Genomic DNA, 19,133 nt, shown 5'->3' on the forward strand with positions numbered 1-19,133 from the left:
CGAAGGGGCAGGGCAGATAAAGGAACCGATACGCATATGTGCGCCAAAGCAACCATGGAGGAGTTCGAAGCCCTCCTGAACGAAAGCTTCGAAATCGACACGCCCGACGAGGGCAGCGTCGTCAAGGGCAAGGTCATCGCCATCGAGGCGGGCCAGGCCATCATCGATGTCGGCTACAAGATGGAAGGCCGCATCGATCTCAAGGAATTCGCAAACCCCGGTGAGGCCCCCGAGATCGCCGTCGGCGACGAGGTCGAGGTCTACCTGCGCAACGTCGAGAACGCCCGCGGCGAAGCCGTCATCAGCCGCGAGATGGCACGCCGCGAGGCCGCCTGGGATCGCCTGGAGAAGGCCTATGCCGCGGAAGAGCGCGTCGACGGCGCGATCTTCGGCCGCGTCAAGGGTGGCTTCACCGTCGATCTGGGCGGTGCCGTGGCCTTCCTGCCCGGCTCCCAGGTCGATGTGCGCCCCGTGCGCGACGCGGGCCCGCTGATGGGTCTCAAGCAGCCCTTCCAGATCCTCAAGATGGACCGCCGCCGCGGCAACATCGTGGTGTCGCGTCGTGCGATCCTCGAAGAGTCCCGCGCCGAGCAGCGCGCCGAGGTCATCGGCAAGCTGAACGAGGGCGACGTCGTGGACGGCGTGGTCAAGAACATCACCGAATACGGCGCCTTCGTCGACCTCGGCGGTGTGGACGGCCTGCTGCACGTCACCGACATGGCATGGCGCCGCGTTAACGACCCGAAAGAGGTCCTCACCATCGGCGAGACCGTCAAGGTGCAGGTCATCAAGGTCAACAAGGACACGCACCGCATCAGCCTCGGCATGAAGCAGCTGCAGGACGATCCGTGGGATGCCGTGGAAACGCGCTACCCGCTGGAATCGACCCACACCGGCCGCGTCACCAACATCACCGACTACGGCGCCTTCGTGGAGCTGGAGCCTGGGGTCGAGGGCCTCGTGCACGTGTCGGAAATGTCCTGGACGAAGAAGAACGTCCATCCCGGCAAGATCGTCTCCACCTCGCAAGAGGTCGAGGTCATGGTGCTCGAGATCGACACCGCCAAGCGTCGCGTGTCGCTGGGCCTCAAGCAGACCATGCGCAATCCGTGGGAGGTTTTCGAGGAAACCCACCCCGTCGGCACGCAGGTCGAGGGCGAGGTCAAGAACATCACCGAGTTCGGTCTGTTCATCGGCCTTCCGGGCGACATCGACGGCATGGTTCACCTGTCGGACCTGACCTGGGAAGGTCGTGGCGAAGACGTGATCGGCGAGTATCGCAAGGGTGACGTGGTCAAGGCCGTCGTCACCGAGGTCGACACCGACAAGGAGCGTATCTCGCTCTCGATCAAGGCGGTCGAAGGCGACCCCTTCGCCGAGGCGATCGGCGGCGTGAAGCGCGGCTCGATCATCACCGTCGAAGTGACGGCGATCGAGGATGGCGGCGTCGAGGTGGAATACGAGGGCATGAAGTCCTTCATCCGCCGCTCCGACCTGTCGCGTGACCGGGCCGAGCAGCGCCCCGAGCGCTTCCAGAAGGGCGACAAGGTCGACGTCCGCGTCACCAACGTGGATGCCAAGACCCGCCGCCTCGGCCTGTCGATCAAGGCGCGCGAGATCGCCGAAGAGAAAGAGGCCGTGGAACAGTTCGGCTCGTCCGACTCGGGTGCATCGCTGGGCGATATTCTCGGCGCGGCACTGAGCAAGAACGACGACTGATCCGTCCACCCGGACCATCGGAAAGGCCCCGCCCCATCGGCGGGGCCTTTTTTCGTTTCGGCCTGTCCCCACGCGGCCAACCTGTCGCACCTGCGCGCGCTTGCTCTTGCGGCTGCAAGCATTACCTTCGTTTCAGAAATTTCTGAAATCACTGCGCGAACAGGATTTTGCATGAAGACGACGCCGCTCCGGCAGGAGTTCATCCTGCATTTCGGGGAAATGGGCAGCCGGTGGGGCATCAACCGCACCGTGGGGCAGATCTATGCCCTGCTGTTCCTCTCCTCCGAGCCGCTGAACGCGGAAACCATCACCGAGGCGCTCGGGATCAGCCGGTCGAACACCTCGATGGGCCTGAAGGAGCTGCAAAGCTGGAACCTCGTGCGGCTCAAGCATGTCCCCGGCGACCGCAGGGACTATTTCACCACACCAGACGACCTGTGGGAGATCGTGCGCACCCTCGTGGCCGAGCGCAAGAAGCGCGAGATCGACCCGACGCTGACCAAGCTGCGCGAGCTCGAGATGCAGGGCCCCGCCGGGGACGACTACGCCGAGGCCCGCATCGCCGAGCTGCGCGAGCTGATCGAGATGATGACCGGCTTCTACGCCGAGATGGAAAAGCTCGAAACCGAGCGGCTGGTGAAGCTGATGACGCTGGGCAGCCGCATCGCGGGGCTGATCGACAAGACGGGCGGGATGATCCCGTCGCTCACGAAACGCAAGTAGGGGACGATTGCCATGGAAACGCTGGACACCCTTCTCCTGAGCCGCATCCAGTTCGCGGCCAACATCTCGTTCCACATCCTGTTCCCGACGATCACCATCGCCTTGGGCTGGGTGCTGTTCTTCTTCCGCGTCCGCTTCGCGCAGACCGGCGACGAGAAATGGATGGCCGCCTACCGCTTCTGGGTGAAGGTCTTTGCCCTCTCCTTCGCCATGGGCGTCGTCTCGGGCATCACCATGTCCTTCCAGTTCGGCACCAACTGGCCGGGCTTCATGGAGACCGTGGGCAATATCGCGGGGCCCTTGCTCGCCTACGAGGTGCTGACCGCCTTCTTCCTCGAGGCCGTCTTCATCGGCATCATGCTCTTCGGCTTTTCCCGCGTGCCGGGCTGGCTGCACATGCTGGCGACCTTCCTCGTGGCCTTCGGCACCACCATGTCTGCCTTCTGGATCATCGTGCTGAACTCCTGGATGCACACGCCGCAGGGCTTCGAGATGATCGACGGAGAGGCCTTCGCCACCGACTGGTGGGCGATCATCTTCAACCCCTCCATGCCCTACCGCTTCGCCCACATGATGCTGGCCAGCTTCCTGACCGTGGGCTTCCTCGTCGCCGGTGTCTCGGCCTTCCGCTGGCTTCTGGGCGACCGTTCGCGCGAGGTGCGGGCGATGCTCAAGACCGGCGTCTCGATCGGTGCGCTGCTGATCCCCGTGCAGATCTTCATGGGCGATTTGCACGGGCTCAACACCAAGGAATACCAACCCGCCAAGGTCGCCGCGATGGAGGGCCTGTGGGAAACGCAGGAGGGCGCGCCGCTCGTCCTCTTCGGCATCCCGGACGAAGAGGCGCGGACCAACCACATGGCCGTGGAAATCCCCGGTCTCGCCTCCTTCATCCTCACGCATGAGTGGGATGGCGAGTTGCAGGGCCTCAACGATTTCGTGGCCGAGGACGGCACCGTCCTGCACCCGCCGGTGGCCCCCGTCTTCTGGTCCTTCCGCGTCATGGTCGGCACCGGCGTCGCCATGCTGCTGCTCAGCTGGGCCTCGGTCTGGTTCATGTGGCGCCGCCGCGCGCTGCACGAGGGGCGGATCGCGGGCCATTGGTTCGCGGTCGAGGGGCTGCCGAAGCCGATTCTCTGGGCGCTGGTGCCCATGGCCTTCTCCGGCTGGGTCGCCACGCTCGCGGGCTGGTATACCACCGAGATCGGCCGCCAGCCCTGGCTTGTGCAGGGGGTGATGACCACCGAGATGGCCGTGGCCGACGTGCCCGCGCCGATGGTGTTGGGCACGCTCGTGACCTACCTGGCGATCTACGCGGCGCTGCTCGTCGCCTATATCGGCGTCATCGCCTATCTCGCCCGCAAGGCCGCCCGCGGTGACGACGGCCGCGCCATCGACATGGATCATTCCGGCAAGGCCGGCGTGGTCGCCCTCAGCCCCGCGGAGTGAACCCATGCTGCCCGATTTCGCCAACCCCGCCGACTGGCTGCCCTGGGCCTTCGCCTCGCTCATGGGCCTGTCGATCCTGATCTACGTGGTGCTCGACGGCTTCGACCTCGGCGTCGGCATCCTGTTTCCGCTGGCCGAACCTGCGGAACAGGACCGCATGATCGGCTCCATCGGGCCATTCTGGGACGCCAACGAAACCTGGCTCGTCCTCGCCGTGGGCCTTCTCCTCGTGGCCTTCCCGCAGGCGCACGGCATGATCCTGACAGCACTCTACCTGCCGGTCTTCGTGATGCTCGTGGGCCTCATCCTGCGCGGCGTGGCGTTCGAGTTCCGGGCCAAGGCGCGCGACCACCACAAGCGGCTGTGGAACCGCCTGTTCTTCACCGGCTCCCTGATGACGGCCCTGGCCCAGGGCTTCATGCTCGGCCTCTACATCATGGGGCTGGAACAGACGCTTGCCACCTACGCCTTCGCCACGCTGACGGCGGTGTTCCTCGCCGTCGGCTACAGCTTCATCGGCTCGGCCTGGCTCATCCACAAGACCGAAGGCGCCCTGCAATGGAAGGCCGTCCGCTGGGGCCGCGAAAGCCTTTGGGGCGTGATCCTCGGCATCGGCGCAGTCTCGCTCGCCACGCCCCTCGTCTCCACCCGCATCTTCGACAAGTGGCTGACCGTGCCCGAGATCTTCTACCTCGCGCCGCTGCCGATCCTGTCGGGTCTGCTGATCCTGTGGCTCTGGAAGATGCTGCGCGAGATGCCCTTCCCCGAAGATCGCCGCTCCTGGCTGCCCTTCGCCGCGGCGACCGCGCTCTTCGCGCTGGCCTATCTCGGCATGGCCTACAGCTTTTACCCTTATGTGGTGCCCGATCAGCTGACGATCTACGAGGCCGCCGCCGCCCCCGAAAGCCTCTTCATCATCCTTGTGGGGGCCTGCTTCGTCGTCCCGGTGATCCTCGGATACTCGGTGCTCGCCTACACGATCTTCCGCGGCAAGGCGACGGAACTGCGCTACGACTGAGCGACAGGCCCTTCATCTTCCTCCAAATACGGATGGCACCCGGCCGGCCACGCGCGCAACACCGGGGATGACGCGCAAACACCGGCCACAGGCCCCCGGCGGGCGTGCGCCCGCCGCCGGGTCGGCGCGCGCAGCGCGGCGAAACCCGTCAGAATTCCACGCTGACGCCAGGCAGGTTCAGCGCCGCCATCAGGTCGCGCAGCTCCTGCCGTGCGGCAAGGTTCGAGATGTTCAGCCGCTCCACGCCCAGGTCGCGCAGGTCCAGAAGCGTCATCCCCGTCGGAAACAGCTCGCGGAAGATCACCCGCTCGGAAAAGCCGGGTGCCACCCGGAAGCCGATCCGCTCCGACAGCTGCTCCAGCGCCCGCCCGACCTTGCGCTTGTTGTGCATCTGCTGCGTCGGCAGGCGGTTGCGCACCGCGATCCAGTCCATCGGGGCAAGCCCCGCCCGCGCCCGCAGCTGCCGCGCGTGCCAGACCATCTCGGAATAGACGCTCGGCCCCTTGATCTCGTAGGTCTCCGGGTCGATCCGCGCCATCAGGTCGAAATCCACGAAACTGTCGTTCATCGGCGTGATCAGCGTGTCGGCCAGCGAATGCGCCACCTGGCTCAGGCGGGTGTGACTGCCGGGGCAGTCGATCACGATGAAATCGCAGCGCCCCTCCAGCTGCGCCACCGCCGCCGACAGGCGCTTGTCGAGGATGTTCTCCCCCTCGGCCAGCGTCGCGGGGTCCACCTCGGGCAGCTCCATCAGCTCGGGCGCAGCGACATCCATGCCGCGGGCCGCGATCGTGGCGCGGCGGTTCTCCATGTAGCGTGCGAAGCTGCGTTGCCGCAGGTCGAGGTCGAGGCCACCCACCACATGCCCCATGCGCGCCAGCGCGGTGGCGACATGCATTGCGGTGGTGGATTTGCCCGAGCCGCCCTTCTCGTTACCCAACACGATGATATGCGCCACTGCCCGTCCCCCGAATGCGGCCTCAAGATATGGGCGCCCTCCTTGGCCGGGGCGCGAATTGTTGCAGATATTACGTGATGTGGGGGCAAAGGTTAAGCACAATCACCCAAAGAAAGACGCCGCCCCCGACAGGGGACGGCGCCATGCAGTCGAACGGTGGGTCGGCTCAGAAGCCGAGGCCCTCGTATTTCTTCTTGAACTTCGACACGCGGCCGCCGGTGTCCATCAGGCGCGACGAGCCGCCGGTCCAGGCCGGGTGAACCGTGGGATCGATGTCGAGCGCGAGCGTGTCGCCCTCCGAGCCCCAGGTCGAGCGCATCTGGATGATGTCGCCGTTGGTCATCTTGACGTTGATGACGTGATAGTCGGGGTGGATTTCCTTTTTCATCACGCCTCTCCTTACGCGTCGGCGCTTGCGCGCGGCTTGTAGGTGTTGTCCTCGGCGATCCGGGCAGATTTGCCGCGGCGCGCGCGCAGGTAGTAGAGCTTGGCGCGGCGCACCTTGCCGCGGCGCACGACCTCGATCGAGTCGATGTTCGTGGAATACAGCGGGAAGACGCGCTCGACGCCTTCGCCGAAGGAAATCTTGCGAACGGTGAACGAGCCCGCGATGCCCTTGCCGTTCTTGCGGCTGATGCAGACGCCTTCGTAGTTCTGCACGCGGGTGCGGGTGCCTTCGGTGACCTTGAAGCCGACGCGGATCGTGTCGCCGGCCTTGAAGTCGGGAATGCTCTTCCCGAGGGCGGCGATCTGTTCCGCCTCGATCTGTGCGATCAGGTCCATCTGATGCGCTCCTATATTGCCCACGGTTTGCCCGCGGAGGTGTCGTGGTCTTGTGCCGAGAGCTCTGATCTTCAACCGGGTCCGCCTTGGCCCGCATCCGCGGGGCGCCCGTCAGAGGTCGTCCGACCGTGTCTTGTCGTGTGTCGTCCGTCGCAGGCGTCGCGCAGAAGAATGCGCAACAAACGGAAATCCCGCCGGAGTTGCCTCCCGCGGGCGTGAGCAGCGTATAGGCCGGGTTTCCAGCCGGATCAAGCCGATTCCGCGCGTCTCAGTCGCCGGTCTTCGCGCGATGTGCTGCCCACAGGTCGGGCCGCCGCTCCGCCGTCAGACGCTCGGCCTCGGCCCTGCGCCACTTGGCGATTTCGCCGTGATTGCCCGACAACAGCACGGGCGGGATCTCGCGCCCGCGCCATTCGCGCGGCTGGGTGTAGTGCGGATGCTCCAGCAGCCCGTCGGAGAAACTCTCCTCCTCGGTCGAGGCCGCGTTGCCCAGCACGCCGGGGATCAGCCGCACGGTCGCGTCGATCAGCGCCTGCGCCGCGATCTCGCCGCCGGTCAGGACGAAATCCCCGATCGAGACCTCCTCCAGCGCGAATTCGTCGATCACGCGCTGGTCCACCCCCTCGAACCGCCCGCACAGAAGCGTCATGCCGTCGGCGGCCGCGAAACGGCGCGCGTCGGCCTGCGTGAAGGGCTTGCCGCGCGGCGACAGGTAGACGCGCGGCCAGCGCGCGGGATCATCGGGCGTGCCGACCGCGGCCATCCCAAGCGCCCGGCCCAGCACGTCGGGCTTCATCACCAGCCCCGCACCGCCGCCCGCGGGCGTGTCGTCCACCTGCCGGTGCTTGCCGGTGCCGAAGGTCCGAAGGTCGATGGTTTCCAGCGCCCACAACCCCTGCTGCAACGCCTTGCCCGTCAGCGAGGCGTCGAGCACGCCGGGAAAGACATTGGGAAACAGCGTCACGACCTTGGCGCACCACGCCCCCTTGAGGCGCGGCCGGTCGGTCATCAGCTCCCGCGGGGTGGCGCTGGCCGAGACCGCGAGGCGGCCATGGGATCTGGAGGGCGTGTCGGACATGCCGCTGCGATACCCACGCCGCGGCGGTTCGGCAAGGGGCAGCGCGGTGCGGGGGTGCATCCGGTCACGGCGGCTGTGCATCGCTGCCGGTTGCGGGGACGGGCAAAGGGGTTAAGTGTCGGCGCGTGGCGCGATAGCGCCGCCGAACCCTCAGCGGAGAGAATGTGTGCCCCAGCCCATCTTGACTGTCGACCGCCTGGAAAAGACCTACGAGGGCGGGTTCCGCGCTCTCGATGCGGTGTCGCTCGACATCCACGCGGGCGAGATTCTCGCGCTGCTCGGCCCGAACGGGGCGGGCAAGACGACGCTGATCTCGGCGATCTGCGGGCTGGTGCAGCCCACGGGCGGCAAGGTCACCGTGGGCGGCCACGACACCGTCACCGCCTATCGCGCGGCGCGGTCTCTGATCGGGCTGGTCCCGCAGGAGATCAACCTCGAACCCTTCGAGAAGGTGATCAACACCGTCCGCTTCTCGCGCGGGCTGTTCGGCAAGCCGCGCGACGATGCCTTCCTCGAGAAGATCCTGCGCCAGCTCTCGCTCTGGGAAAAGCGCGACCAGCCGATCCGGTCGCTCTCGGGCGGGATGAAGCGCCGCGTGCTGATCGCCAAGGCCCTCAGTCACGAGCCGCGGGTGCTGTTCCTCGACGAGCCCTCGGCGGGCGTCGACGTGGAGTTGCGCCGCGACATGTGGGAGGTGGTGCGCCAGCTCAAGGAGGATGGCGTCACCATCATCCTGACCACCCATTACATCGAGGAGGCCGAGGCGATGGCCGACCGGATCGCCGTGATCAACGGCGGCCGCATCCTGCTGGTCGAGGAGAAGGCGGCGCTGATGCGCCGGATGGGGCGCAAGGAGATGCGGATCGAGCTGCGCGAGCCCGTCGCGCGCATTCCCGCCGCGCTGGAGGACTTCGGCCTGACGCTGGACGGCACGGGGGCGCGGCTGACCTATGGCTACGACACCCGGGCCGACCGCACCGGGATCGTGCGCCTGTTGACCGCGCTGCAGGAGGCGGGGCTGCAGGTGGCCGACGTGGAAACGAAACAAAGCTCGCTCGAAGAGATCTTCGTGGGGCTGGTGAAGGAAGGGGCCGAGGCATGAACCTGACCGCAATCGCCGCGATCTACCGCTTCGAGATGGCGCGGACCTTTCGCACGCTGGCGCAATCGGTGATCTCGCCGGTCCTGTCCACCTCGCTTTACTTCATCGTCTTCGGCACCGCCATCGGCAGCCGGATCGACCAGGTCGAGGGGGTCAGCTACGGCGCCTTCATCGTGCCGGGGCTGATCATGCTGACGGTGCTGACGCAGTCGATCTCGAACGCGTCCTTCGGGATCTACTTCCCGAAATTCATCGGCACGGTCTACGAATTGCTGTCGGCGCCCGCGTCCTTCCTCGAGATCACGGCGGGTTACGTGCTGGCGGCGGCGACCAAGGCGCTGGCGATCGGGTTGATCATTCTGGGGACCGCGTTCTTCTTCGTCGATCTGCAGATCCTGCACCCGGTCTGGATGCTGACCTTCCTTGTCCTGACCTGCCTGTCCTTCAGCCTGTTCGGCTTCATCATCGGCATCTGGGCGCAGAATTTCGAGCAATTGCAGCTGGTTCCGCTGCTGGCCGTGACGCCCCTGGTGTTTCTCGGCGGGGCCTTCTACTCGATCTCGATGCTGCCCGCGGGCTGGCAGGCGGTGAGCCTGTTCAACCCGGTGGTCTACCTCGTGTCGGGCTTCCGCTGGTCCTTTTTCGGGACGGCGGACGTGGCCTTGGGCTGGTCGATCCTGGCGATCTGCGGCTTTCTCGTGGCATGCCTTGCCGCGATCGGATGGATCTTCCGCACGGGGTGGCGGTTGCGCCCCTGACCAAAAGGCGCACCTGCGGTGCATTCGTAGAGGTCGCTTCGCTCCGTGAGTCTTTTCTTGCGCTTCGCGCGGGGGGCATCGCCATTGTTACTCGGACCAATGGCGTTCCAATGGCGATCCCCATCCCTTCGGGATTCCCCCGCCATATTTCCGGGATAAAGATGCAGGGTCAGTCGAAAAGCCCCTCGGGCGGGTCGATGATGACGCGGCCGGTGGCGAGGTCCACGGTGGGGACGGCGGCGCGGGTGAAGGGGACGAGGACCGAGCCCTTGAGGCCCGCGCCGCGCAGTTCCAGCAGGTCGCCCGCGCCGTGGTTGAGGACGGCGGCGACCTTGCCGAGCGTCGCGCCGCCGGTGTCGAGCGCGGTCAGGCCGATCAGGTCGGCGTGGTAGAATTCGTCGTCGGGCAGCGAGGGCAGGGCGTCGCGCGGGGCGTAGAGGCGCGTGCCGCGCAGCGCGTCGGCGGCTTCCTTCGTGGGCACGCCGGAGAGGCGGGCGGCGAAGCCGGATTTCACCGGGCGGGTGAGGGTGATCTCGAAGCTGCGGCTGCCGTCCTCGGTCGTGAGCGGGCCATAGGCCGCGATGTCCGTGGGTTCGGCGCAGAAGCTTTTCAGGCGCACCTCGCCACGGACGCCGAAGGCGCCCGCGACGGTGCCGACGCAGACCCGGTCAGCCATGACCGGGCCCGCGGATGACGGGGGATGCGGGACGCATCGCCGGGCCGATTACTCGGTGGCCTCGGCTGCGGTTTCCGCTGCATTTTCAGCAGCTTCCGCGGCGGCGGCGGCTTTGGCGGCCTTTTCCTCGGCGCGTTCCACGGCCTTCTTGCCGGGCTGTGCCTTTTTCGGGTTGGCGCGCTCTTTCTTGGCGATCACGCCGGCGGCCTCGAGGAAGCGGCTGACGCGATCGGTCGGCTGGGCGCCGTGGTCGAGCCAGTATTGCACGCGCTCGACGTTCATGCGCACGCGGTCTTCGCTGTCCTTGGCCAGAAGCGGGTTGTAGGTGCCCAGCTTCTCGATGAAGCGGCCGTCGCGGGGCATGCGGCTGTCGGAGGCGACGATGGAATAGTGGGGGCGCTTCTTCGAGCCGCCGCGGGCCAGTCGGATCTTCATTGCCATGGGATAACTCCTTGAAATGGCTGGGGGCTTATGCCCCGGTTTCCTGGTGTTGCTTGTGATGCTGAATGACTTCAGCGATGATGAAGTTCAGGAACTTCTTGGCGAATTCCGGGTCCAGATCGGCCCGTTTCGCCAGGTCTTCGAGCCGTGCGATCTGCTGCGCCTCGCGCGCCGGATCGGACGGGGGAAGGTCGTGTTCGGCCTTGAGCTTGCCGACGGCCTGGGTGTGCTTGAAGCGCTCGCCCAGGGTATAGACGAGGATCGCGTCGAGGCGGTCGATGCTCTCGCGGTGGCCCCTCAGAAGCTCGGCGGCGCGGGTGGTGGCGTCGGTCATGTCAGGGCCTCCTCGAAAGGGTCACAGGGCGTGCACACCCCGTACACACCGCGTGCATACGCGGGGGTCATGGTGCAAACGGTCATCATGCGGCCAGCACCTCCGAGGGCGCGGGATGGCGCCAGACCTGAAGCGCGGGGTCGCGGTCGGGGCGGGGGGCGTCCGCGTCCAGCGTGCAGCCGAGCCGCGCGGCCAGCGCGCGGGAGCGGTCGTTCAGCGGGTCGATGTAGCTGACGGCGGTGGACCAGCCGAGATCGGCATAGGCGTGGCGGCGCACCGCCTCCACGGCCTCAAAGGCGTAGCCGCGGCCTTCGTCGGAGGCGTCCCAGATCGTCCAGCCCAGTTCCTGCTCGGGCCAGTCGCCGGGGAACCACGGGCCGACGGACCCGACGGGCCGCCCCTCGGCCCGGTGTTCGGCGACGAAGATGCCGTAGCCGCGCAGGTGCCAATGACCCGAGAAGATCGCCAGAACGCGCCAGGCGTGGCCGATGTCCTTGTCCGCGCCGCCGCCGACGAAGCGGGCGCGGTCGGACATGATGAATGGCGCGAGCGCCTCGAAATCGGCGGCGCGGGGGGCGCGCAGGATCAGGCGCTCGGTCTGCAGCACGGGGGTGTCGGCGAGATGGGCGGTCATCACGCGGCCCCCCTGTGACGCCAGACATGGACCGGTGCGCCGTCGCGGGCTTCGAGCCGCGCCTCGGCCTTGGCATCGCGCGCGGCCCCGAGGCGCGCGGCGAGCGCGTCGGAGGCGGGATTGCCCGGATCGACGTAGCTGACCAGATCGCCGAGCAGGCCGAGGGCGAAGTCGCGCGCCGCGGTGGCGGCCTCTTCGGCGTAGCCGTGGCGGCGGTAGGCGGGCAGGGTCATGTAGCCAAGCTCGGGTTCCTCGTCGCCCCATTCGAGGCCGACGAGCACGAAGCCCGTGCGCGTGCCGTCCGACAGCCGCTCGACCGTCCAGAGGCCGTGGCCGTGCAGCATCCAGCCCGCAGTGTAATAGCTGAACTCGGCCCATGCCCGATCCGGGCCGTCGCCCGGTTCGGCGAAGGCCTCGAGAAAGACGGCGGTCCAGTCGGGCAGGTCGTCGAGCATGGGGGCGCGCAGGCGCAGGCGCGCGGTCTCGATCACCGGAAGGCTGGCGCGGTGCATCGCGGCGGCTTGTGCCGCGGCACCGGTGGGCGGCAGGGTGCAGCGCGGCGCGGTCATGCGGCGGCCCCCCGGTGGTGGCGGAAGACGATGTCTTCGGGGGCCTGCCGCGGGGCGGTGGTATCCTCGACCGCGCCGAGGCGGCGGGCGACGGCGTGGGAGGCGCTGTTGGCCGGGTCGGCGTAGCTGACGAGGCTGTCGAGCGGCAGGGCGTCGAAGGCCCAGTCGCGCAGGCGCGCCGCGCCCTCGGTGGCGTAGCCCTGCCCCTCGTGGCCGTCGTGGAGCATCCAGCCCAGTTCCGTCTCGGGGTAGAGCGGCCCGGCGTTCAGCCCGACCTGCCCCACCGTCTGGCCGGTCTCGCGCAGGTCCATCATCAGCGCGCCATGGTCGAAGAGCGCCCAGCAGCCCGCGTCATGGCAGAACATGCCCCACGCGGCGGCGGTGTCGAACGGCCCACCCATGAAGACCGCGCGCGGACCGGCCATCAGCGCGGCATAGGCGGGGAAATCGCCTGCGCGCAGGGGCCGGAGCGTCAGGCGCCCGGTCTGGAGGGTGGGGGCGTTCATGGTCACTTCTTCTTGCCGAAGCCCGAGAGGCCGGGGGGCAACGCGGCACCGCCGCCGAGGCCGGGCAGGCCGCCCATGCCCATCTGCTTGGCCGCACGCTCCATCTCGGCGGGGTCCATCGCGGAGGGGTCCATGCCCTTGAGGCCCGCGGGCGCGCCCTTGCCCATCAGCGCGCCGAGGCCGCCGCGCACCAGGCCCTTCTTGCCCATCTTGCCCAGCTTCTTCATCGCGTCGGCCATCTGGCGCTGCATCTTGAGAAGCTTGTTGAGGTCCGAGACCTCCTGACCGGCACCGGCGGCGATGCGTTTCTTGCGGCTGGCCTGAAGCAGGTCGGGGTTGGCGCGCTCGCGCTTGGTCATCGAGTTGATCAGCGCGATCTGGCGCTTGATGACGCTGTCGTCGAAGCCCGCTTCGTCGAGCTGTTTCTGCATCTTGGCCATGCCGGGCATCATGCCCATCATGCCCTGCATCCCGCCCATCTTGAGCATCTGTTCCAGCTGGCCCTTGAGGTCGTTCATGTTGAACTGACCCTTCTGGAAGCGCTTCATCATGCGCTCGGCCTGTTCGGCCTCGAGGGTTTGCTGCGCCTTTTCGACGAGGGCGACGATGTCGCCCATGCCGAGGATGCGGCCCGCGATGCGCTCGGGCTCGAAGGTTTCGAGCGCGTCCATCTTTTCGCCGAGGCCCACGAAGCGGATCGGCTTGCCGGTGACCGCGCGCATCGAGAGCGCGGCACCGCCGCGGCCGTCGCCGTCCATCCGGGTCAGGACCACGCCGGTGATGCCGATGCGTTCGTCGAAGTTTTCCGCCGTTGTGACGGCGTCCTGACCGGTCAGGCCGTCGACGACCAGCAGGGTTTCACGGGGGTTGGCGACGTCGCGCACCGCTTCGACCTGCGCCATGAGCTCTTCGTCGATGGAGAGGCGGCCGGCGGTGTCGAGCATGTAGACGTCGTAGCCGCCGAGGCTCGCTTGCGTCTTGGCGCGCCTGGCGATGGCGACGGGGTCTTCGCCCTTGACGATGGGCAGCGTGTCGACGCCGATCTGGGTGCCGAGGATCGCCAGCTGCTCCATCGCCGCGGGGCGGTTGACGTCGAGCGAGGCCATGAGGACCTTCTTGCCCTCGCGCTCCTTCAGGCGCTTGGCGATCTTGGCGGTGGTGGTGGTCTTGCCGCCGCCCTGCAGGCCGACCATGAGGACGGGGGCGGGGGGATTGTCGATCTTGAGCTTGCCGGGGTCTTCGTCGCCGGAGAGCACGTTTTTCAGCTCGTCATGGACGATCTTGATGACCTGCTGGCCGGGGGTGACCGACTTGGTGACGGCGGCGCCGGTGGCCTTTTTCTCGACCGCCTTGATGAAGTCGCGCGCGACGGGCAGCGACACGTCGGCCTCGAGCAGGGCCACGCGCACCTCGCGCATGGCGGTGCGCACGTCATCCTCGGACAGCGCGCCCTGCTTGGTGAGGCGGTCGAAGACGCCGGAGAGGCGTTCGGACAGGTTTTCAAACATGGGCTTTCGGCCCCTTTCGTCGATCCTCGGTGCCCCCCGAATGTGGGGGGCGGTGCGGAGATGCGCCAGACCCAAACGGGTTTTGCCCCCGTGGGCGAAACCTCGCTGACGGGGGGCGATCCTGACGGGATCAGGACCGGAATGCTGGCGCAATCCGGGTGTTGCCGGTCCGCTTAGGCGGATTCCGCCTGTCTGTCAATCGCGGGAGGGCGGCGCGCAGGCGAGGGTGAGGGCGGTCACGTCGCCCGCGATGCGGTCGTAGCCCTGCGCGTGGAGCGCGAAGCGGCGGGCGAGGCTCATGGCGTCCCAGCCGGGTTGCGCGCTGGGGATGGCGGGGGAGGGCAGGGTGCCGGGGTCTCCGTAGAGGGTGATGGTCATGGGACCGGCGTAGGGCAGGCCCGCGACGGTGAAGCCCTCGACCTCGCGGGCGTGCAGGGCGATCAGGTCAGCGACCGGGTTGCCCGAGGTGGTGACGACGGCCCAGAGCTCGCCGCGGATACCGGGGACGAGGGTCATCTCGCCGCTGGCGAGGTGAACGGTGATCCCGGCCTCGCCGGGGAGCGTCTCGCCGGTCGTGCGGAAGGCGGCTTCTCCGGTGAGGGTCTGGCCGGGGCGGATCTGGCCCGCGCCCTGCGTCACCTCGACGGTGAAGTCGACGCGGCACTCCTGTGCGCCGAGCGGCGAGGCGGCCGGGATCAGCGCCAGCAGGAGGGGGGCGAGAGTCCGCATGGGGGATAGGATAGCGGCGCGGCCCCGTCGGGGAAGGGGGCACGGCCCGCGCGTATTCGGTGTCGGACGGCCGGGGGATGGCGCCGACGCGGGAGCGTTGTGCGGGTCGCCCTCGGTTGTGCCGGTGTCGCGGGCTGCCTTGGTGTCGCGTGGGGCGGCTCTGACGGTGACGGCGGCGGATGGGCTGGTCGGGTGGGGCTGGGGCCTCTCCGACCGGTAGAGTGGCGTGCCGACGGGGGCCGCGATGGGGCGGGATGCGGCCTGCGTGGTTGCACCTGTGTGTGACGCTTCGGGGATCGTGCTGATGCCGAGGGTGTAGCCATGGCGCGGGGCGGCTCTGACGGTGACGGCGGCGGATGGGCTGGTCGGGTGGGGCTGGGGCCTCTCCGACCGGTAGAATGGCGTGCCGACGGGGGCCGCGATGGGGCGGGATGCGGCCTGCGTGGTTGCACCTGTGTGTGACGCTTCGGGGATCGTGCTGATGCCGAGGGTGTAGCCATGGCGCGGGGCGGCTGTGACGGTGACGGCGGCGGGTGGGCTGGTCGGGTGGGGCTGAGGCCTCTCCGACCGCTGTTCCGCTGCGCGCCCCACCCGTTCCGTTTGCCGGCGTGCCGACGACGGCCGAGGTGTGTCGGGCCGCGGCCTGCGTGGTGGCGGTGGCGCGGGTGGCCATTGGGATGGTGCTGACGCGGAGCGTGTGGCGCGGGGCGGCTGTGGCGGGTGGGCGGCTTGGGGGGGGCTGCGCCCCCGACCGGCCCGCCCGCCGTGCCGTCAGGCGGCGATGTCGAGGGCAGCGACCTGGGCTGCGGCGGAGGCGAGGGTCGCCTCGGGGTCCAGCATCAACCGGTCGGCAGTGACGAAGCTCACATCGGTGATGCCGATGAAGCCGAGGACGTGGCGCAGGTAGCCCGTGGCGAAGTCGATCTCGCTGCCCGCCTCGGTGCCGCCGGAGGCGACGGCGACGATGGCGCGCTTGGCCGTCAGCAGGCCCTGCGGCCCGGCCTCGGTGTAGCGGAAGGTCACGCCCGCGCGGGCGACGAGGTCGACCCAGGCCTTGAGGGCGGCGGGGACGCCGAAATTGTAGATCGGAAGGCCGATGACGAGGGTATCGGCGGACTGCAGCTCGGCGACGAGCTGGTCGGAGAGGGAAAGGGCGGTGCGCTGCGCCTCGGTCCGCTGGTCGGCGGGGGTGAAATTCGCGCCGATCCACGCCTCGTCGATCAGCGGCAGGCCGGTGGCGAGGTCGCGGGTGGTGACGGTCACGCCGTCGCCGAAACGGGCGACGATCCGGTCGGCGAGATCGCGCGAGACCGAGCCGTCGCGGCGGGCGGAGGCGTCGATGCGGAGGATGGAGCGGGTCATGGGATCAGTCCTTTGGGAGGGTTTGGATGTCGACCACCGAAATCGTCCCTTGAGACATCATGCACAATCCGCCCACATGGCGGGAGTTGTGTGCGCGACCGCACAGATCTGTCAGTTGGTCATCAGGACGATCCCTCCGGGGTGCCTGCTTCGCGTCCGTCCCGTGCGGCTGGCCGTTGGGGCCTGCGGCGCGGGCACCGGGACGGACGACGTGATGCCGGACGTCGAGACGGCGATGGCGGTGATGCAGGGGGGCGGGTTCGGCGCATTCGAGGGCGTGACCCATGATCTGACCGCCGAGGGCGGGATGCTGCCGGCTCCGCCGGGGCCCCTGCACAGGGGTCCGCGACGGAGCGGCGGGGCGTGAGCGGCTTTCGCGGTCCCGAGATCGGCCCCCTCTTCCCCCCTTGCGAAATCAAACATCCTCTGCCCTAACTGCGTTGAATATGTGAGTGAGCGCACAGAGATGTCATTCGATCACTGGGACGAGATCCGCACCGCCTACCAGGTTGCCCGGATGGGCACCGTTTCGGGGGCGGCCGAGGTGCTGGGCGTGCATCACGCCACGGTCATCCGCCATATCGACGCGCTGGAGGGGCGGCTGGGCGCGAAGCTGTTCCAGCGCCACGCGCGCGGCTACACGCCGACCGAGGCGGGGCAGGACCTGTTGACCGTGGCGGGCCAGACCGACGACCAGTTCAGCCAGCTGGCCAGCCGGATCAAGGGGCGCGGCGACGAGGTGACGGGCGACCTGCTGGTGACCTCGCTCGACAGCCTCGCGCCGCTGCTGGTGCCCGCGATCGGGGAGTTCATGGCCGATCATCCCGACCTGCGGGTCAAGCTGATCTCGGACCAGCGCCTGTTGCGGCTCGAATACGGCGAGGCGCATGTGGCGATCCGTGCGGGCAAGCTGCCGGACGAGCCCGACAACGTGGTGCAGCCGTTCTTCACCCAGACGCTGCGGTTGATGGCCTCGGCCGAGTACGTGGCGCGCCACGGGATGCTGGAGGAGGGCACGCTGGCGGGGCACCGGTTCATCGGCACGACCGAGGACACGCCGCGCGCGCCCAATTTCCGCTGGCTGATGGAGACGGTGCCGCCGTCGTCGGTCTACCTGCGCGTCACCTCGATGAAGGCGGTGAAGACGGCGGTGCGCTCGGGGATCGGGATCGGGTTCATCGCGGATTGGGATGACGAGGGGACCGAGGGGCTGGTCGAGATGCTGCCGCCGATGGAGGACTGGTCGGCGAAGATCTGGCTGGTCACCCACATGGACCTGCACCGCACCGCCAAGGTGCAGACCTTCGTGCGCTTCCTGAAGGAGAAGGTCCGGGGCTGGGCGGTCAGCCCGCCGTGACGGCGCTGGCGCAGCCGGGGGCCGAGGCGCGACGCGGGCATCTTGCGATGCTCGCCTTCTCGGCGCTGATCGCGGGATCGTTCTCGCTGGGCGGGCAGGTTGCCAACGAGATCGCCCCCGCGGCGCTGAACGCGCTGCGCTTCGCCCTGTCGGCGGCGGTCGTCGGCGTGGTGATCGCCCTGCGCGGAGGCTGGGGAGAGGCGGGCCGCGCGCTGCGCGCGCCCTGGCGCTACGCGATGCTGGGCGGGCTGTTCGGGGTCTATTTCGTGACCATGTTCGAGGGGCTCAAGACCGCACCGCCGGTCTCGGCCGCCGCGGTCTTCACCTTGACGCCGATCATGAGCGGGATCTTCGGCTACCTGCTCCTGCGGCAGGTGATGGGCGGCCGGATCGTGCTGGCGCTGGCGCTGGGGGCGGCGGGGGCGCTTTGGGTGATCTTCCGCGCGGACCTGTCGGCGCTTGTGGCCTTCGAGATCGGGAGGGGCGAGGCGATCTTTTTCTGGGGCTGCATGGCGCATGCCTTCTACACGCCACTGGTGCGGGTGCTGAACCGGGGCGAGCCGATCCTTGTCTTCACCTTCTGGACGCTGACGACGACGACGGTGATCATCGGGGTCTACGGCTGGTCCGACATCGTGGCGACCGACTGGGCGGGGCTGCGGCCGCTGGTCTGGGTGACGATGGTCTACACGGCGGTGGCGGCGTCCTCGATGACCGTCTTCCTGGTGCAGTTCGCCACGATGCGGCTGCCCTCGTCCAAGGTGATGGCCTATACCTACCTGACGCCCAGCTGGGTGCTTGGGTGGGAGCTGGCGCTGGGCCAGCCGCTGCCGCCGGTGCTGGTGCTGGGCGGCATCGCGCTGACCATCGCGGCGCTGGCGCTGCTGCTGAAGGACTGACGACCGGGCGGCGTCAGTCGAAGGTTTCGCCCGGATCGACGCCCCAGAGGCTGCGGGCCTCGACCCAGCCGCGGTAGCCGCCGACCTCCATCTCGCACCAGGTCGGGCGGCATTCGCGCAGCTCGCCCACGACGCCGCGCTCGGCTTCGGCGCGGATCATGGCGTTGCGGTCGGGGCGGGCGTGAAGCGCCACGCGGTCGGCCTCGACGATGGCGGTGCGCACGCCCGACAGAAGCGTGTAATGCACCCAGCCGCCGGCCCCGTCGCGGTCGACGACGCGGCGCCAATGGCCATGTTCGGCGACGATCATCACCGGCATGTTGCGGCGCTGGAAGACCCAGTCGATGCGGTGGCTGCGCGAAGGGCCGCGGCGGGCGTTCGCCTCGGAGGCCTTGATCGAGACATAGCGCGGCAGGGGAAAGCCGGTGACGGGCCCCACGCGCGGGTCCGCCGTTGCCGCGCCGGTTTCGGGGGCGGGGCCGGTTTGGGGAGCGGGTGCCGCTGGGGCCGCGGTGAGCCGCGCGAGCGCC

At 68.4% G+C, this 19,133-nt stretch carries 23 protein-coding genes; 9 read left to right on the forward strand and 14 right to left on the reverse strand.

Annotated elements, in window-relative coordinates; all coding sequences use genetic code 11:
* Window positions 1-36 precede the first annotated feature (36 nt).
* The 4 genes from rpsA to QQK83_RS09980 all read left to right on the forward strand — a co-directional run bounded on the left by rpsA (window position 37) and on the right by QQK83_RS09980 (window position 4,909).
* Window positions 37-1,719 carry a 30S ribosomal protein S1 gene (gene rpsA, locus QQK83_RS09965; protein WP_284263820.1) on the forward strand — a complete coding sequence of 561 codons (1,683 nt, stop codon included), beginning with the start codon at window positions 37-39 and terminating at the stop codon, window positions 1,717-1,719.
* A 171-nt stretch (window positions 1,720-1,890) separates the two neighbouring features.
* Window positions 1,891-2,442, forward strand: a complete 552-nt coding sequence (locus QQK83_RS09970; protein ID WP_284263822.1) for a GbsR/MarR family transcriptional regulator — start codon at window positions 1,891-1,893, stop codon at window positions 2,440-2,442.
* Between the two features lie 12 nt (window positions 2,443-2,454).
* On the forward strand, window positions 2,455-3,891 hold the full coding sequence (locus tag QQK83_RS09975) for a cytochrome ubiquinol oxidase subunit I (protein ID WP_284263824.1): 1,437 nt from the start codon (window positions 2,455-2,457) through the stop codon (window positions 3,889-3,891).
* Window positions 3,892-3,895: 4 nt separating this feature from the next.
* Window positions 3,896-4,909 (forward strand): cytochrome d ubiquinol oxidase subunit II, encoded by a 1,014-nt coding sequence (locus QQK83_RS09980; RefSeq protein WP_284263826.1) that lies wholly within the window; start codon window positions 3,896-3,898, stop codon window positions 4,907-4,909.
* A gap of 148 nt (window positions 4,910-5,057) precedes the next feature.
* On the opposite strand, the gene QQK83_RS09985 is transcribed toward QQK83_RS09980, so the two are convergent.
* The 4 genes from QQK83_RS09985 to trmD form a co-directional block, all read right to left on the reverse strand.
* Complete coding sequence (locus QQK83_RS09985; protein ID WP_284263828.1) at window positions 5,058-5,867, reverse strand: division plane positioning ATPase MipZ; 810 nt, start codon at window positions 5,865-5,867, stop codon at window positions 5,058-5,060.
* Window positions 5,868-6,033: 166 nt separating this feature from the next.
* Window positions 6,034-6,255, reverse strand: a complete 222-nt coding sequence (rpmE, locus tag QQK83_RS09990; protein WP_284263829.1) for a 50S ribosomal protein L31 — start codon at window positions 6,253-6,255, stop codon at window positions 6,034-6,036.
* An 11-nt stretch (window positions 6,256-6,266) separates the two neighbouring features.
* Window positions 6,267-6,650: a 50S ribosomal protein L19 gene (gene rplS / locus QQK83_RS09995; protein WP_284263830.1), complete on the reverse strand. Its 384-nt coding sequence runs from the start codon at window positions 6,648-6,650 to the stop codon at window positions 6,267-6,269.
* 268 nt (window positions 6,651-6,918) lie between these two features.
* Complete coding sequence (gene trmD / locus QQK83_RS10000) at window positions 6,919-7,728, reverse strand: tRNA (guanosine(37)-N1)-methyltransferase TrmD (protein WP_284263831.1); 810 nt, start codon at window positions 7,726-7,728, stop codon at window positions 6,919-6,921.
* A 166-nt stretch (window positions 7,729-7,894) separates the two neighbouring features.
* Between trmD and QQK83_RS10005 the strand changes: the two genes are divergently transcribed.
* Window positions 7,895-8,830: an ABC transporter ATP-binding protein gene (locus QQK83_RS10005; protein WP_284263832.1), complete on the forward strand. Its 936-nt coding sequence runs from the start codon at window positions 7,895-7,897 to the stop codon at window positions 8,828-8,830.
* Complete coding sequence (locus tag QQK83_RS10010) at window positions 8,827-9,588, forward strand: ABC transporter permease (protein ID WP_284263833.1); 762 nt, start codon at window positions 8,827-8,829, stop codon at window positions 9,586-9,588. The genes QQK83_RS10005 and QQK83_RS10010 overlap by 4 nt, the downstream gene beginning before the upstream one ends.
* A gap of 169 nt (window positions 9,589-9,757) precedes the next feature.
* On the opposite strand, the gene rimM is transcribed toward QQK83_RS10010, so the two are convergent.
* The 9 genes from rimM to QQK83_RS10055 form a co-directional block, all read right to left on the reverse strand.
* The gene (rimM, locus tag QQK83_RS10015; RefSeq protein WP_284263834.1) at window positions 9,758-10,264 is read right to left on the reverse strand and encodes a ribosome maturation factor RimM; all 507 of its coding nucleotides are present in this window, start codon (window positions 10,262-10,264) and stop codon (window positions 9,758-9,760) included.
* Between the two features lie 48 nt (window positions 10,265-10,312).
* A complete protein-coding gene (gene rpsP, locus QQK83_RS10020) occupies window positions 10,313-10,705 on the reverse strand; it encodes a 30S ribosomal protein S16 (RefSeq protein ID WP_284263835.1) in 393 nt (130 codons plus the stop codon).
* Window positions 10,706-10,733: 28 nt separating this feature from the next.
* On the reverse strand, window positions 10,734-11,039 hold the full coding sequence (locus tag QQK83_RS10025) for a chorismate mutase (protein ID WP_284263836.1): 306 nt from the start codon (window positions 11,037-11,039) through the stop codon (window positions 10,734-10,736).
* 85 nt (window positions 11,040-11,124) lie between these two features.
* Complete coding sequence (locus QQK83_RS10030) at window positions 11,125-11,673, reverse strand: GNAT family N-acetyltransferase (protein WP_284263837.1); 549 nt, start codon at window positions 11,671-11,673, stop codon at window positions 11,125-11,127.
* Window positions 11,673-12,242 carry a GNAT family N-acetyltransferase gene (locus QQK83_RS10035; RefSeq protein ID WP_284263840.1) on the reverse strand — a complete coding sequence of 190 codons (570 nt, stop codon included), beginning with the start codon at window positions 12,240-12,242 and terminating at the stop codon, window positions 11,673-11,675. The genes QQK83_RS10030 and QQK83_RS10035 overlap by 1 nt, the downstream gene beginning before the upstream one ends.
* A complete protein-coding gene (locus QQK83_RS10040) occupies window positions 12,239-12,748 on the reverse strand; it encodes a GNAT family N-acetyltransferase (RefSeq protein WP_284263841.1) in 510 nt (169 codons plus the stop codon). The genes QQK83_RS10035 and QQK83_RS10040 overlap by 4 nt, the downstream gene beginning before the upstream one ends.
* Window positions 12,749-12,750: 2 nt before the next feature.
* Window positions 12,751-14,256 carry a signal recognition particle protein gene (gene ffh / locus QQK83_RS10045; protein ID WP_284263843.1) on the reverse strand — a complete coding sequence of 502 codons (1,506 nt, stop codon included), beginning with the start codon at window positions 14,254-14,256 and terminating at the stop codon, window positions 12,751-12,753.
* 195 nt (window positions 14,257-14,451) lie between these two features.
* Window positions 14,452-14,985, reverse strand: a complete 534-nt coding sequence (locus tag QQK83_RS10050; RefSeq protein WP_284263845.1) for a hypothetical protein — start codon at window positions 14,983-14,985, stop codon at window positions 14,452-14,454.
* A 771-nt stretch (window positions 14,986-15,756) separates the two neighbouring features.
* On the reverse strand, window positions 15,757-16,347 hold the full coding sequence (locus tag QQK83_RS10055) for an FMN-dependent NADH-azoreductase (protein WP_284263847.1): 591 nt from the start codon (window positions 16,345-16,347) through the stop codon (window positions 15,757-15,759).
* A 163-nt stretch (window positions 16,348-16,510) separates the two neighbouring features.
* Here QQK83_RS10055 and QQK83_RS10060 point away from each other — a divergent pair, with 163 nt between their 5' ends.
* The 3 genes from QQK83_RS10060 (at window position 16,511) to QQK83_RS10070 (ending at window position 18,603) form a co-directional block, all read left to right on the forward strand.
* Window positions 16,511-16,714 carry a hypothetical protein gene (locus tag QQK83_RS10060; RefSeq protein WP_284263848.1) on the forward strand — a complete coding sequence of 68 codons (204 nt, stop codon included), beginning with the start codon at window positions 16,511-16,513 and terminating at the stop codon, window positions 16,712-16,714.
* Between the two features lie 99 nt (window positions 16,715-16,813).
* Window positions 16,814-17,704, forward strand: coding sequence for a LysR family transcriptional regulator (locus QQK83_RS10065; RefSeq protein WP_284263850.1), 891 nt, complete (start codon window positions 16,814-16,816; stop codon window positions 17,702-17,704).
* Between the two features lie 47 nt (window positions 17,705-17,751).
* Window positions 17,752-18,603, forward strand: coding sequence for a DMT family transporter (locus QQK83_RS10070; RefSeq protein ID WP_417750343.1), 852 nt, complete (start codon window positions 17,752-17,754; stop codon window positions 18,601-18,603).
* Between the two features lie 13 nt (window positions 18,604-18,616).
* Here QQK83_RS10070 and QQK83_RS10075 read toward each other — a convergent pair.
* On the reverse strand, window positions 18,617-19,133 hold a 517-nt coding region (locus QQK83_RS10075), incomplete at its 5' end, for an SH3 domain-containing protein (RefSeq protein ID WP_284263854.1).

The organism is Roseicyclus amphidinii (assembly GCF_030163755.1).
Lineage (GTDB): Bacteria > Pseudomonadota > Alphaproteobacteria > Rhodobacterales > Rhodobacteraceae > Roseicyclus > Roseicyclus amphidinii.